The organism is Pseudomonas sp. PA-4-8C, assembly GCF_021606625.1.
GTDB classification, from domain to species: Bacteria; Pseudomonadota; Gammaproteobacteria; order Pseudomonadales; family Pseudomonadaceae; genus Aquipseudomonas; species Aquipseudomonas lactis.
Genome location: NZ_WKCD01000135.1, coordinates 1 through 13792, shown reverse-complemented (window position 1 = coordinate 13792; position 13792 = coordinate 1). Strand labels below are relative to the sequence as shown.

General features: G+C 58.6%; 11 protein-coding genes. 1 reads left to right on the top strand and 10 read right to left on the bottom strand.

What is annotated here, in order from left to right; translation table 11 throughout:
- The 3 genes from htpG to GIW04_RS18860 form a co-directional block, all read right to left on the bottom strand.
- A partial coding sequence (gene htpG / locus GIW04_RS18870) for a molecular chaperone HtpG (protein WP_236479117.1) occupies positions 1-1807 on the bottom strand: 1807 nt, incomplete at its 3' end.
- An 89-nt stretch (positions 1808-1896) separates the two neighbouring features.
- The gene (locus GIW04_RS18865; RefSeq protein ID WP_003190021.1) at positions 1897-2349 is read right to left on the bottom strand and encodes a PaaI family thioesterase; all 453 of its coding nucleotides are present in this window, start codon (positions 2347-2349) and stop codon (positions 1897-1899) included.
- Entirely contained in the window at positions 2346-2822 is a 477-nt protein-coding gene (locus tag GIW04_RS18860) for a PaaI family thioesterase (RefSeq protein WP_003190020.1), read from the bottom strand. Before GIW04_RS18860 ends, GIW04_RS18865 begins: the two co-directional genes overlap by 4 nt.
- A 157-nt stretch (positions 2823-2979) precedes the next feature.
- Between GIW04_RS18860 and GIW04_RS18855 the strand changes: the two genes are divergently transcribed.
- On the top strand, positions 2980-3237 hold the full coding sequence (locus GIW04_RS18855; RefSeq protein WP_003190018.1) for a hypothetical protein: 258 nt from the start codon (positions 2980-2982) through the stop codon (positions 3235-3237).
- Positions 3238-3321: 84 nt separating this feature from the next.
- On the opposite strand, the gene GIW04_RS18850 is transcribed toward GIW04_RS18855, so the two are convergent.
- The 7 genes from GIW04_RS18850 to GIW04_RS18820 form a co-directional block, all read right to left on the bottom strand.
- Positions 3322-4062 (bottom strand): DUF599 domain-containing protein, encoded by a 741-nt coding sequence (locus tag GIW04_RS18850; protein WP_034135182.1) that lies wholly within the window; start codon positions 4060-4062, stop codon positions 3322-3324.
- 257 nt (positions 4063-4319) lie between these two features.
- The gene (brnQ, locus tag GIW04_RS18845; protein WP_003190014.1) at positions 4320-5633 is read right to left on the bottom strand and encodes a branched-chain amino acid transport system II carrier protein; all 1314 of its coding nucleotides are present in this window, start codon (positions 5631-5633) and stop codon (positions 4320-4322) included.
- A 428-nt stretch (positions 5634-6061) separates the two neighbouring features.
- Positions 6062-6943: a succinate--CoA ligase subunit alpha gene (gene sucD, locus GIW04_RS18840; RefSeq protein ID WP_003190013.1), complete on the bottom strand. Its 882-nt coding sequence runs from the start codon at positions 6941-6943 to the stop codon at positions 6062-6064.
- The gene (gene sucC, locus GIW04_RS18835) at positions 6943-8109 is read right to left on the bottom strand and encodes an ADP-forming succinate--CoA ligase subunit beta (RefSeq protein ID WP_003190011.1); all 1167 of its coding nucleotides are present in this window, start codon (positions 8107-8109) and stop codon (positions 6943-6945) included. Before sucC ends, sucD begins: the two co-directional genes overlap by 1 nt.
- 204 nt (positions 8110-8313) lie before the next feature.
- Entirely contained in the window at positions 8314-9750 is a 1437-nt protein-coding gene (gene lpdA / locus GIW04_RS18830; protein ID WP_003190010.1) for a dihydrolipoyl dehydrogenase, read from the bottom strand.
- 99 nt (positions 9751-9849) lie between these two features.
- Positions 9850-11076, bottom strand: a complete 1227-nt coding sequence (odhB, locus tag GIW04_RS18825) for a 2-oxoglutarate dehydrogenase complex dihydrolipoyllysine-residue succinyltransferase (protein ID WP_236479114.1) — start codon at positions 11074-11076, stop codon at positions 9850-9852.
- A gap of 44 nt (positions 11077-11120) precedes the next feature.
- Positions 11121-13792 (bottom strand): 2-oxoglutarate dehydrogenase E1 component (locus tag GIW04_RS18820; RefSeq protein ID WP_236479113.1); only part of this gene is annotated, 2672 nt, incomplete at its 5' end.

The following is a 13792-nucleotide window of genomic DNA, read 5'->3' as shown; positions in this document are numbered from 1 at the left end:
GGATGTGCGACAGGTCACCAAACCGCTCTTCGCTCTGCTCGCCATCGAGTTTCTCGATCAGCGGGTGAGACGGGTTGAATTCGAAGATCGGCTTGGAATCCGGCACTTTCTGGCCGCTGGCTTCCAGGATCTGGCGCATCTGCATGCCCAGGTCCTGCTCGCCGATGGCCAGGATCGCAGGAGAGTCGGTCAGGCGGTGGGAAACCCGCACTTCACTCACCGCTTCGCCCAGGGAAGCCTTGATGCGCTCAACCAGGCCCTCTTTAGACTTGGCGACTTCTTCGGCTTCTTTCTTCTCTTCTTCGGAGTCCAGGTTACCCAGGTCCAGGTCACCACGGGCCACGTCGACGAAGGTTTTGCCGTCGAACTCGGTGAGGTAGCTCATCAGCCACTCATCGATACGGTCGGTCAGCAGCAGCACTTCGATGCCTTTCTTGCGGAACACTTCCAGGTGCGGGCTGTTCTTGACCTGAGCGTAGGTTTCGCCGGTCAGGTAGTAGATCTTGTCCTGACCTTCCTTGGCACGTGCCAGGTAATCAGCCAGGGACACAACCTGCTCGCCATCTTCGCCTTGAGTCGAGGCAAAACGCAGCAAACCGGCAATCTTTTCCTTGTTGGCAAAATCTTCTGCCGGGCCTTCTTTCATGACCTGGCCGAAGTTTTTCCAGAAGCTCTTGTATTGCTCAGGCTCGTTCTTCGCCAGCTTTTCCAGCATGTCGAGCACGCGCTTGGTCAGCGCCGACTTCATGGAGTCGATAATCGGGTCTTTCTGCAGAATTTCCCGCGACACGTTCAGCGACAGGTCGTTGGAGTCGACCACACCTTTGATAAAGCGCAGGTACAGCGGCAGGAAGGATTCCGCCTGGTCCATCACGAACACGCGCTGTACGTAGAGCTTCAGGCCTTTTGGCGCTTCACGCTGGTACAGGTCGAACGGAGCACGGGCCGGGACGTAGAGCAGCGAGCTGTATTCGAGCTTGCCTTCAACCTTGTTGTGGCTCCAGCTCAGCGGGTTCTCGTAATCGTGCCCGATGTGCTTGTAGAACTCCTGGTATTCCTCGTCCTTGATCTCGGTACGCGGACGGGTCCACAGGGCGCTGGCGCGGTTGACGGTTTCCCACTCCGCCACCGGGGCTTCTTCGCCTTCGGCAACGGTCTGTTCCTTGGGCAACTCGATCGGCAACGCGATGTGGTCGGAGTACTTCTTGATGATGTTGCGCAGGCGCCAGCCATCGGCGAATTCGTCTTCACCGGCTTTCAGGTGCAGCACGATGCGCGTGCCGCGGTCAGCCTTGTCGATCGTGGCGATTTCGAATTCGCCTTCGCCCTTGGAGGCCCAGTGCACGCCTTCGCTGGCGTCGAGGCCGGCGCGGCGGCTGAAGACTTCAACCTTGTCGGCGACGATGAAGGCCGAATAGAAGCCCACGCCGAATTGGCCGATCAGGTGAGAGTCTTTTTTCTGGTCGCCCGACAGGTTCTTCATGAAATCTGCAGTGCCGGATTTGGCGATGGTCCCCAGGTGGGTGATCGCATCGTCACGGCTCATGCCGATACCGTTGTCTTCGAGGGTGACGGTTTTGGCGTCTTTGTCGTAGCTCACACGGATCTTCAGTTCCGCGCCGCCTTCCAGCAACTCAGGCTTGGACAGGGCTTCGAAACGTAATTTGTCGACAGCGTCAGAGGCGTTCGAGATCAATTCGCGAAGGAAAATTTCCTTGTTGGAATACAGCGAATGGATCATGAGGTGCAGCAGTTGCTTCACCTCGGTCTGGAAGCCCAGGGTTTCCTTTTGAGTTTCCACACTCATGGTCATCAAACTCCAATTGGATGGCAGTGGCCGCGCCCGAAAGGGTTGGCGGCGGGTTGTCATCAAAGTTGGGGGCTCAGGCCAGGATTTCAAGGGCGGGCCAATTCCTCAATCTTGAAATGTGCCCGGGCGGTGGCAATCGGTTCGGCCGCAGTGCTCTGCCAGGCGGTAATCGCAACGTTGGCCACGCGCCGGCCCTGGCGCCATACCTGGCACTTGGCATAGGTGTCACGAAACTGGCCGGCGCGCAGGTAATCCAGGGAGAAGTCGATGATTTTCGGCAGGCCCGGAGCGCCCGTAAACACCATCAGATGCAGGGCGGCTGCCAACTCCATGAAGCCGGCGATCACCCCGCCATGCAACGCTGGCAATATGGGGTTACCAATATTGTCCTTGTTGGCCGGCAGGCGAAACAGCAACTCATCCCCCAGACGGGTGCATTCGATGCCGATCAGCCTGGCATAGGGCACCAACTCGAGCAGCGCGTCATAGTTGCCACGATCGTGGGCTTGCTCCAGACGGGTCTTGAACCGATGCGTCATGCCTGCTCTCCCTTGATGACCGTGCCCAAGCCTTGGGTGCCTTTGAGGCGCTTGCCCATGCGCATGAACGTGCCCACCACATGGGCAATAGGTTGTTGCGGGTCATCCTGATAGGCGACGCCACGGGTGAAGATCACGTCGGTGGTCACCCGGTAGCATTGCGCGAAGCCATACACCGGCTTATGGGGTTCGGCGGGATGCATGTAGTCGATGCGCAGGTCCAGGGTGGGGCACACTTCGAACTCGGGCAGTACGCACAAGGTCGCCATGCCACAGGCGGTGTCCATCAACGAGGTGAGCGCGCCGCCATGGATCACCCCGCTCAGGGGGTCACCGACGATATGCGGCCCATACGGCAGTACGAGGGTCATGCCCTCCTCGCTGGCTTGATGAACACTCACCCCCAGCACCTGGCAATGGCGCAGGGCCGAAACAAAGCGCGTGGCACGCTCTAACAACGGGTTTTCGGTCATTGTTTTTAGACTCTTATTAGTGTGAATTCGGCGGATGGGAATGGCTGGGTAAAGTTCCTGTACGAAACATGCTATATATCTGTGGGACATAAGGAACTAATGCTGGCCCCTTGGGTTCGAAAGGCCAGTAGATATCTTCAATAAGGAGAAACACCCCATGCGTAAGACATTAGCTATTTCCATGATGCTGGCCGCTGCTCTCGGTCTGGCTGCCTGCGACAAGAAATCCGAAGACAAAGCCCAAGACGCTGCTGCACATTCTGAGCAAGCTCAGCAAGATATGGCTAAAGCACAGGATAAAGTGAACGACGCTGCGAAAGAAAACGCCGAAGCTGCCAAAGCTCAAGCCGAATCGAACGAAGCTGCTGCAAAAGAAGCTGCACCTGCCGCACCAGCAGAACCTGCCAAGCAGTAATCGCTGGGTTTAAAGCTGTATTGCAGCAAAAAGAAAGCCCGCTGACTAAGCGGGCTTTTCTTTGTCTGCGATTTACTGCCAGCGCTACGATGCACCCTCTTTTGCAGCCTCGACTGCTGGCATATCGGTCGGGGTATACACCATCACCTGCAATACATCGGAATGGAACTCGCGGCGGTACAGCACCAGCACCACCCCGCTACTCATCAACATGAACAACCAGGGGCTGACAAACCAGGCCAGCATGGTCATGCCGAAGTAATAGGCGCGCAGGCCAAAGTTGAACTGGTTGGCCGCCATCGAAATCACTCGCGCCGCCCGCAAAGCAAACGCCTTGCGCTCCTGCTCCGACACGTGCCGTTCACCGATCATAGGCGCCGAGCCCACCAGTACCGCCGCGAAGTTGTACTGGCGCATGCACCAGCTGAAGGTAAAAAAGGCGTAGACGAACACCAATGCCAGGCACAGCAATTTGATCTCCGACATACCCTGGGATGCCTGCTGCACCATGGGAATGTCCGCCAGCAATGACACTGCGCGTTCCGAAGCCCCCAGCACCGTGAGAATACCGGCGAGGATGATCAAAGTGCTGGAGGCGAAGAAGGAGGCATTGCGCTCCAGGTTACCGATCACACTGGCGTCGGCGATACGGTTGTCGCGCAGCAGCATGCGGCGCATCCAGTCTTCACGGTACAGGTGCAACACGCTGGCCAGGCACGCCGTGTCCCGGGCTTTCCACGTTGCGTAACGGGTGTAGCCGCCCCAGCAGATGACAAACCAGAGCGCGGCAAGCAGGTGGATCCAATTGGCTTCAACGAACGACATGCGGGTCCTTGTACACAGGATGATAGGGCCGACACGGTCCAAATGTGGGAGCTGGCTTGCCTGCGATAGCGTCTTTGCAGTCACCACCGCGCACAACCGATGTGCCGCCATCGCAGGCAAGCCAGCTCCCACACCGACCAGTGTTTTCAACTTGAGATTTTTGACGCCATCCCCAAAAAAAAGACACTGCCATCGACTCAAAAAAAATGCCCCGTATCGTTTGATACGGGGCATTTCAGCACAGCACGAACCGCGTGTTACGCGATAGCTTCGCTGCGCTTGCCCAGCATACGGTCAATCACCACGGCCACGACCAGCGTCATCACCGACGGCACCAGCCACGCCAAGCCTTGTTCGCTCAACGGCAGGTTTACCAGTTGCGTAGGCATCCAACCCGCCAGGCCCGCGCCCTTGAGTGCGTCGATGCAGCCAAAGATGAACGACACCAGCATCACCGGGCCGACAATACGGCCCTGTTCCTGCCAGAACCCTTTGCAGAAGCTCAGGGCCACCAACACGATGCACGGCGGGTAGATCGCGGTCAGCACCGGGATCGAGAAGGCAATCAGTTTGGTCAGGCCCAGGTTGGACACAAACAGCGAGAACAGCGCCAGGATCACCACCAGGGTCTTGTAGGACAGCGGTAGGATCTTGCTGAAGTATTCGGCGCAGGCGCAGGTCAGGCCCACGGCAGTCACCAGGCATGCCAGGGAAATCAGCACGGCGAGGAAACCACTGCCCAGGGAGCCGAACGTGTATTGCACGTAGGCGTGCAGTACTGCCGCGCCATTGCTGGCACCCGCAGCGACAGCATGGCTGCCCGAACCCAGGCGGAACAGGCTGACGTACACCAGCGCCAGGCCCACACCGGCAATCAGCCCGGCAATGATCGCGTAGCGGGTGATCAGCTTGGGCGACTCGACGCCACGGGAGCGGATCGCGTTGACGATCACAATGCCGAACACCAGCGCGCCCAGGGTATCCATGGTCAGGTAACCATTGATAAAGCCTTGGGAGAATGGCGCGGCAACGTATTCCGGCGTGGCAACCCCTACCTCACCCGCAGGCAAGGCAAACGCAGCGATGCCGAGAATGGCCAGGGCGATGATTTTCAGCGGCGCCAGGAAACGGCCCACGGTGTCCAGCAATCGACCTGGGTACAGGGAGACAAAGAACACCACCAAGAAATACACCGAACTGTAGAGGAACAGCGCCAACGGGCTTTCACCGGTCAAGGGCGCCAAGCCCACTTCAAACGACACGGTTGCGGTGCGCGGGGTCGCAAACAGCGGGCCCACGGCCAGGTAGGCCGCTGCCGCCAGCAGGCCACCGGCGATCTTGCCAATCGGGCTGCTCAGCGCATCCATGCCACCACCGACCTTGGCCAGGGCGATCACGGTGACCACCGGCAGACCGACTGCGGTGATCAGAAAGCCCAGCGCCGCCATCCACACATGCGGCCCGGACTGCAAACCAACGATAGGCGGGAAGATGATGTTGCCGGCGCCCACGAACAGGGCAAAGGTCATAAAGCCCAGCGCCAGGATATCCTGGCTTTTCAACACTTTCATTTGAGGAAATACCACACTACTGAATCGGAATTTAGAGAGGGCTTCCCTATGGATGAGGGAAATGCTGCCGGCCCTTGTGGGGACCGACCGGTCTAGCGCGCAGCTTCCTTTTGGGACGCGGACGCATAAAGAGGCGGCTAGAGTACAGAATTAGCCTGACAAACGCACTGTTGCGGGGCGGACTGTCCGATAAGCGACATTTCAATGTCGCGTTTTCATACTTAATTGGGCAATACACAACCCTGTGGGAGCTGGCTTGCCTGCGATAGCATCGACTCGGTTTGGCTGATGCACCGAGGTGTCTGCATCGCAGGCAAGCCAGCTCCCACATTGAACCGAGTACATCCCCAAATCTGCGTATACCCAGAATGCACAAAGGCCACCCGAAGGTGGCCTTTGTGGGGTGAAGCGTCAGCTAAGCGCGAGGCTTACTTGACAGCCCAACCAGTCAGCTCAGCCAGGGCCTTGCCGATGTCTGCCAGCGAACGCACGGTTTTAACGCCTGCGTCTTGCAGTGCAGCGAATTTCTCGTCTGCAGTGCCTTTGCCGCCAGAGATGATTGCGCCAGCATGGCCCATGCGCTTGCCCGCAGGGGCAGTCACACCAGCGATGTAGGAAACAACCGGCTTGGTCACGTGGGCCTTGATGTAGGCAGCCGCTTCTTCTTCAGCCGAACCGCCGATCTCACCGATCATTACGATCGCTTCGGTCTTCGGGTCTTCCTGGAACAGCTTCAGGATGTCGATGAAGTTGGAGCCTGGGATCGGGTCACCGCCGATGCCGACGCAAGTCGACTGACCGAAACCGGCGTCAGTGGTCTGCTTCACAGCTTCGTAGGTCAGGGTGCCGGAACGGGAAACGATACCGACTTTACCTGGCAAGTGAATGTGACCTGGCATGATGCCGATCTTGCATTCGCCTGGAGTGATCACGCCTGGGCAGTTAGGGCCGATCAGGACTACGCCCAGCTCGTCGCACTTAACTTTAGCGTCCAGCATGTCCAGGGTAGGAATGCCTTCGGTGATGCAGACGATCAGCTTGATGCCGCCGAATGCTGCTTCCAGGATCGAGTCCTTGCAGAAAGGAGCTGGAACGTAGATCACGCTGGCGGTGGCGCCAGTGGCTTCTACGGCTTCTTTCACGGTGTTGAACACGGGCAGGCCCAGGTGCTCGGTGCCGCCTTTGCCAGGAGTTACGCCGCCAACCATCTGGGTGCCGTACTCGATGGCTTGCTGGGTGTGGAAACTACCTTGCGAACCGGTAATACCCTGGCAGATAACTTTGGTGTCTTTATTGATCAGGACGCTCATTACTTGCCCTCCGCAGCTTTGACAACTTGTTGAGCAGCGTCGGTCAGGCTGGTAGCCGCGATGATGTTCAAACCGCTTTCTGCCAGTACTTTAGCGCCCAGTTCAGCGTTGTTACCTTCGAGGCGAACAACAACCGGGATTTTAACGCCGACTTCTTTCACTGCACCGATGATGCCTTCGGCAATCATGTCGCAACGAACGATGCCGCCGAAGATGTTGACCAGTACTGCAGCGACGTTGGAGTCGGACAGGATGATCTTGAACGCTTCGGTAACGCGTTCCTTGGTAGCGCCACCACCTACGTCGAGGAAGTTGGCTGGCTTGCCGCCATGCAGGTTGACGATGTCCATGGTACCCATGGCCAGGCCAGCACCGTTGACCATGCAGCCGATGTTACCTTCCAGGGCTACATAGTTCAGTTCGAACTTGGCAGCGTGCGCTTCGCGCGGATCGTCTTGCGACGGATCGTGGAAAGTCTTCAGCTTAGGCTGACGGTACATGGCGTTGGCGTCGATGTTGATCTTGGCGTCGAGGCAGTGCAGATCGCCGTCAGCCTTGATCACCAGCGGGTTCACTTCCAGCAGGGCCAGATCGTGATCCTGGAACAGTTTGGCCAGACCAACGAAGATTTTGGCGAACTGGGCAACTTGCTTGCCTTCCAGGCCCAGCTGGAAAGCCAGCTCGCGACCCTGGAATGGCTGTGCGCCAACCAGTGGATCGATAGTGGCCTTCAGAATTTTTTCTGGGGTTTCGTGAGCGATTTTCTCGATGTCCACGCCACCTTCGGTGGAAGCCATGAACACGATGCGACGGCTCGAACGGTCAACGACAGCGCCCAGGTACAGCTCTTTAGCGATATCAGTGCACGATTCAACCAGGATCTTGGTGACTGGTTGGCCATTGGCATCAGTCTGGTAAGTCACCAGACGCTTGCCCAGCCACTGCTGTGCGAAGGCCTTGGCGTCTTCTTTGCTGCGAACCAGCTTGACGCCGCCCGCTTTACCGCGACCACCGGCGTGGACCTGGGCTTTGACAACCCACTCGCTGCCGCCGATTTTGTCGCAAGCTTCTGCTGCTGCTTCCGGGGTGTCTACTGCGTAGCCCTTGGAAACTGGCAGGCCGTATTCAGCGAACAGCTGCTTACCCTGATACTCGTGAAGATTCATGCTTTTTACCGTCTTCGTTAGGTACTGCGCATTCGGCGCTGCGCTCATTATGAGTGCCGCGCCACCTGTGACTGCTGCTTGCGCAACTTGCGGGGCTTATGGCCCGTAAAGCTGCACAAGGCTGCGTCCAGCGGATATTCCGCGGTGAGTCTTGCGCGCAAGGCTCACGACGGGCAACTCCGCCGTGGTTTCTTATTATCTCGCTTAGCGCTTCTTGCGGTTGGCGATGTGGATGGCGCCGCCATTCACTGCCAACGCGGCTTCGTGCAACGCTTCGGACAGGGTCGGATGGGAGAAGACCATCATGCCCAGGTCCTCGGCACTGGTGCCGAATTCCATGCCGATTGCGCCTTGCTGAACCAGTTCTGCAGCGCTTGGGCCAATCACGTGGACGCCCAATACGCGGTCAGTCTTGGCATCAGCGATGACTTTGACAAAACCACCGGTGTCGTTAGCTGCCATGGCACGGCCAGAAGCGGCAAACGGGAAGGTGCCGACGTTAACTTCAACGCCTTCAGCTTTCAACTGCTGTTCGTTCTTGCCGACCCATGCAATTTCCGGGTGGGTGTAGATAACCGATGGGATCAGGTCATAGTTCATCTGGGTCTTGTGACCCTTGATGCGCTCAACGACCATGATGCCCTCTTCGGAAGCCTTGTGGGCCAGCATCATGCCACGAACCACGTCGCCAATGGCATAGACGCCAGGCACGGTGGTAGCGCAATGATCGTCAACGTGGATGAAACCACGTTCGTCGATGTTCACGCCGCTGTCGGAAGCCAGCAGGTCGTTGGTCACTGGGCGGCGGCCCACGGCAACGATCAGCTTGTCGAAAGTGATGGTCTGCTCGCCGTCTTTATCGGTGTAGGTCACTACGACTTCTTCGCCGTTGACCTTCGAACCGGTCACACGGGCGCCGAGCTTGATGTCCAGACCTTGTTTGGTCAGGGTTTTCAGCGCTTCCTTGGACACCGCGGTGTCGGCAGCCAGCAGGAACGTGTCCAGGGCTTCCAGCACGGTGACTTCAGCGCCCAGACGCGACCATACCGAACCCAGCTCCAGACCGATCACGCCAGCGCCGATCACGCCCAGGCGCTTAGGTACGGCTTGGAATTCCAGGGCGCCGGTCGAATCAACGATCACGTTGTTATCAACAGGTGCAGGTGGAATGTCGATTGGACGCGAACCTGGGGCCAGGATCACGTTTTCGGCTTCGATGACTTCAACCGAACCGTCTGGCTTGGTGACTTCAACTTTCTTGCCGGCCAGCAGCTTGCCGTGGCCTTGAATGGAAGTCACGCCGTTGGCCTTGAACAAGGTGGCAACGCCGGAAGTCAGGCCTTTGACGATGTTGGCTTTACGGCCGACCATGGCTGGCACGTCCATGGTCACGCCAGCATGGTTGATGCCGTGGATCGCGAAGCCGTCTTGGGCTTCGTGGAATTTCCAGGAGCTGTCCAGCAGCGCCTTGGATGGAATGCAACCTACGTTCAGGCAAGTACCGCCCAACGCCAGTTTGCCTTCCTTGTCGGTGTATTTTTCGATGCAAGCAGTGGAAAGGCCCAGTTGCGCGGCCTTGATGGCGGCAACATAGCCGCCAGGGCCTGCACCAATCACTACAACGTCAAATTTCTGTGTCATGAAAATAGATCCTCTATTTGCGACAAGCTTCTAGTCACACGTTGCAAGCCAAGCTGCTTTTTCCTACAGCTTGCAGCTCGCAACGTGCAACTGCTTCTATCAGATGTCCAGGAGCAGGCGAGCCGGGTCTTCCAGCAGGTTCTTGATGGTCACCAGGAACGTCACGGCTTCTTTACCGTCGATCAGGCGGTGATCGTAAGACAGTGCCAGGTACATCATTGGGCGGATCACGACTTGGCCGTTGATGGCCATCGGACGCTGGATGATGTTGTGCATGCCCAGGATCGCGGCTTGCGGTGGGTTGACGATCGGCGTCGACATCATCGAACCGAAGGTACCACCGTTGGTGATGGTGAAGGTACCGCCGGTCATCTCGTCGATGGTCAGCTTGCCGTCACGGGCTTTCTTGCCGAAGCCAGCGATGCCGCCTTCGATTTCGGCCAGGCTCATCAGCTCGGCGTTACGCAGGACTGGAACCACCAGGCCGCGGTCGCTGGAGACGGCAACGCCGATATCCGAGTAGCCGTGGTAAACGATGTCGCCGCCGTCGATGGAAGCGTTGACTGCCGGGAAGCGCTTCAGCGCTTCGGTGGCCGCTTTCACGAAGAACGACATGAAGCCCAGGCGCACGCCGTTGTGGGACTTCTCGAACAGGTCCTTGTACTTCGAACGCAGGGCCATGACTTCGGTCATGTCGACTTCGTTGAAGGTGGTCAGCATCGCCATGATCGACTGAGCTTCAACCAGGCGCTTGGCCACGGTGGCACGTACACGAGTCATCGGTACGCGCTTCTCGGTGCGGTCGCCAGCGGCAAACACAGGCGCAGCGGCAGCAGGCGCTGCAGCCTTGGCAGGTGCGGCAGCCGGAGCGCTCTTCTTGGCTTCAACGGCGGCAACCACGTCTTCCTTCGTCACGCGGCCGTCTTTGCCGGTGCCCTTGATGGAAGCCAGGTTGATGCCGTTTTCTTCAGCCAGTTGACGCGCAGCCGGTGCAGCGATTGGGTCTTCGCCACCCGCAGCCGGTGCAGCAGGGGCAGAAGCAGCCGGTGCAGCGGCAGCAGGAGCAGGAGCAGGAGCGGCAGCAGCGCTGCCCTCTTCGATCGAACCCAGTACCTGGTTCGACAGAACGGTAGCGCCCTCTTCAGCAACGATCGCGCCCAGCACGCCGTCAGCTTCGGCCAACACTTCCAGAACGACTTTGTCGGTCTCGATGTCGACGATCAGGTCGTCACGCTTGACGGCCTCGCCTGGTTTCTTGTGCCAGGTGGCAACGGTGCCATCGGCAACCGATTCCGGGAATGACGGGGCTTTGATTTCGATAGCCATTATCTGTAGGTCCTTAAAATTCGGTTTCAGTCAGCGCGAAGGCGTTAAACAGTGAAAGCATCTTGCAGCAGTTTTTCCTGCTGCTCGGCGTGCATCGACGCATAACCACAGGCAGGTGCAGCAGAAGCATCACGACCGGCGTACTCAAGGACCAGGGCCTTGTTGTGGTTGCCGATGCTGCGACGCAGATGATGCTGGCTGCTGTACCAGGCGCCCTGGTTCATCGGTTCTTCCTGACACCACACCACGTTCGTGAGGTTGGTGTAAGGCGCGATGATCTCCATGAGGTCATCTTCCGGGAACGGATAAAGCTGCTCGATACGCACGATGGCGATGTCTTCGCGGCCTTCGGCACGGCGTTTTTCCAGCAGATCGTAGTAGACCTTGCCGCTGCACAGGATCAGGCGAGTGACCTTGGCGGCGTCCAGCGTGTCGATCTCTGGAATCACGGTCTGGAACGAACCTTGGGCCAGATCTTCCAGGGTCGAAACGGCCAGTTTGTGACGCAACAGCGACTTCGGCGTGAGCACCACCAGCGGCTTGCGCAGCGGACGGATCACCTGGCGGCGCAGCAAGTGGTAGATCTGGGCCGGGGTCGTCGGCACGCACACCTGAATGTTGTGCTCGGCGCACAGTTGCAGGTAACGCTCCAGACGGGCCGAGGAGTGCTCCGGGCCCTGGCCTTCATAACCGTGTGGCAGCAGCATGGTCAGACCGCACAGACGGCCCCACTTGTGCTCGCCGCTGGTGATGAACTGGTCGATCACCACTTGGGCACCGTTGGCGAAGTCGCCGAACTGGGCTTCCCAGATCACCAGCGCATTAGGCGTGGTGGTCGAGTAACCGTATTCGAACGCCAGTACGGCTTCTTCGGACAGGAACGAATCGTACAGGTCGAAACGTGGCTGGCCTTCGTACAGGTTCTGCAACGGGATGTAGGTGCCCGCGTCTTTCTGGTTGTGCAATACAGCATGACGGTGCGAGAACGTACCGCGGCCGATGTCCTGGCCGGTCATGCGGATCGGGTGACCTTCAAACGCCAGGGTCGCGTACGCCATGGTTTCGGCGTAACCCCAGTTGATCGGCAGGCCGCCGGCTTGCATCTTCTGACGGTCTTCGTAGATCTTTGCAACCTGGCGCTGTACGACGAAGCCTTCGGGAATTTCCAGCAGCTTGGCGGACAGTTCCTGCAACGTCTTCAAATCGAACGAGGTATCGTGACGTGCAGTCCAGGTGTGACCCAGGTAGGGGCGCCAGTCAACGAACAGCTCTTTGTTCGGTTCCTTGACCAGGCTTTTCACTACATGCAGGCCGTTGTCCAGCGCGTTGCGGTATTCGTCGACTTTCGCCTGAACACGCGCTTCGTCAACCACGCCGGCCTTGGTCAGGCTTTCGGCGTACAGCTCACGGGTGGTGCGCTGCTTGGTGATCTGCTGGTACATCAACGGCTGGGTGCCGCTTGGCTCGTCCGCTTCGTTGTGACCGCGACGGCGGTAGCAAACCAGGTCGATGACCACGTCGCGCTTGAACTGCATGCGGTAGTCGACAGCCAGTTGGGTCACGAACAGCACGGCTTCCGGATCATCGCCATTCACATGGAGGATCGGCGCCTGGATCATCTTGGCAACGTCGGTGGCGTACTCGGTGGAGCGCGCATCCAACGGGTTGCTGATGGTGAAACCCACCTGGTTGTTGATGACGATGTGAACGGTACCGCCGGTCTTGAAGCCACGGGTCTGCGACATCTGGAACGTTTCCAGGACCACGCCTTGACCGGCGAATGCCGCGTCACCGTGGATGGAAATCGGCAGCACTTTCTCACCGGTGGCGTCGTTACGACGATCCTGGCGAGCACGTACCGAACCCTCGACCACTGGCGAAACGATTTCCAGGTGGGAGGGGTTGAAGGCCATGGCCAGGTGAACTTCACCGCCGGTGGTCATCACGTTGGACGAGAAGCCCTGGTGGTATTTAACGTCACCGGAACCCAGCTCGACCTTCTTCTTGCCTTCGAACTCGTCGAACAGCTCACGCGGGTTCTTGCCGAAGGTGTTGACCAACACGTTCAGGCGACCACGGTGAGCCATGCCGATCACGATTTCCTTGGTGCCATAGGAACCGGAACGCTGGATCAGCTCGTCGAGCATCGGAATCAGGCTTTCGCCGCCTTCCAGGCCGAAACGCTTGGTGCCTGGGTATTTGGTGCCCAGGTATTTCTCGAGGCCTTCGGCCGCGGTCACGCGCTCCAGCAGGTGGCCGCGCACATCGGCGGACAATACCGGACGGCCACGCACGCCTTCCAGGCGGTGCTGGAACCAGTGGCGCTGCTCGGAATCGGTGATGTGCGTGAATTCAGCGCCGATGGTGCGGCAATATGTCTGCTGCAACGCTTCGTGAATTTCGCGTAGGCTCGCTTCCTCTTTGCCGATGAACAGGTCGCCGGCACGGAAGGTCGTATCAAGATCGGCATTGGTCAAGCCGTAATGATTGATCGACAGGTCTGCAGGTGCAGGACGCTGCCACAGCCCCAGCGGGTCAAGCTGGGCTGCCTGGTGGCCACGCATACGGTAGGCCTGGATCAGTCGCAGTACTTCAACTTGCTTCTTCTCATGCTCACTGCTCACGCTGCCGGCGGAAACCGGTTGGGCGCGGCGCTGGTTCTTTGCCAGCAGCACGAACTGATCGCGAATTGTTGCGTGCGATACATCGGTGGCAG

What these genes read in the sequence shown, in the direction of transcription:
- sucD (WP_003190013.1), bottom strand. Translation starts at nt 6,943, where the DNA reads ATGAGCGTCCTGATCAATAAAGACACCAAAGTTATCTGCCAGGGTATT.
- lpdA (WP_003190010.1), bottom strand. Translation starts at nt 9,750, where the DNA reads ATGACACAGAAATTTGACGTTGTAGTGATTGGTGCAGGCCCTGGCGGC.
- brnQ (WP_003190014.1), bottom strand. Translation starts at nt 5,633, where the DNA reads ATGAAAGTGTTGAAAAGCCAGGATATCCTGGCGCTGGGCTTTATGACC.
- sucC (WP_003190011.1), bottom strand. Translation starts at nt 8,109, where the DNA reads ATGAATCTTCACGAGTATCAGGGTAAGCAGCTGTTCGCTGAATACGGC.
- GIW04_RS18855 (WP_003190018.1), top strand. Translation starts at nt 2,980, where the DNA reads ATGCGTAAGACATTAGCTATTTCCATGATGCTGGCCGCTGCTCTCGGT.
- GIW04_RS18865 (WP_003190021.1), bottom strand. Translation starts at nt 2,349, where the DNA reads ATGACGCATCGGTTCAAGACCCGTCTGGAGCAAGCCCACGATCGTGGC.
- odhB (WP_236479114.1), bottom strand. Translation starts at nt 11,076, where the DNA reads ATGGCTATCGAAATCAAAGCCCCGTCATTCCCGGAATCGGTTGCCGAT.
- GIW04_RS18850 (WP_034135182.1), bottom strand. Translation starts at nt 4,062, where the DNA reads ATGTCGTTCGTTGAAGCCAATTGGATCCACCTGCTTGCCGCGCTCTGG.
- GIW04_RS18860 (WP_003190020.1), bottom strand. Translation starts at nt 2,822, where the DNA reads ATGACCGAAAACCCGTTGTTAGAGCGTGCCACGCGCTTTGTTTCGGCC.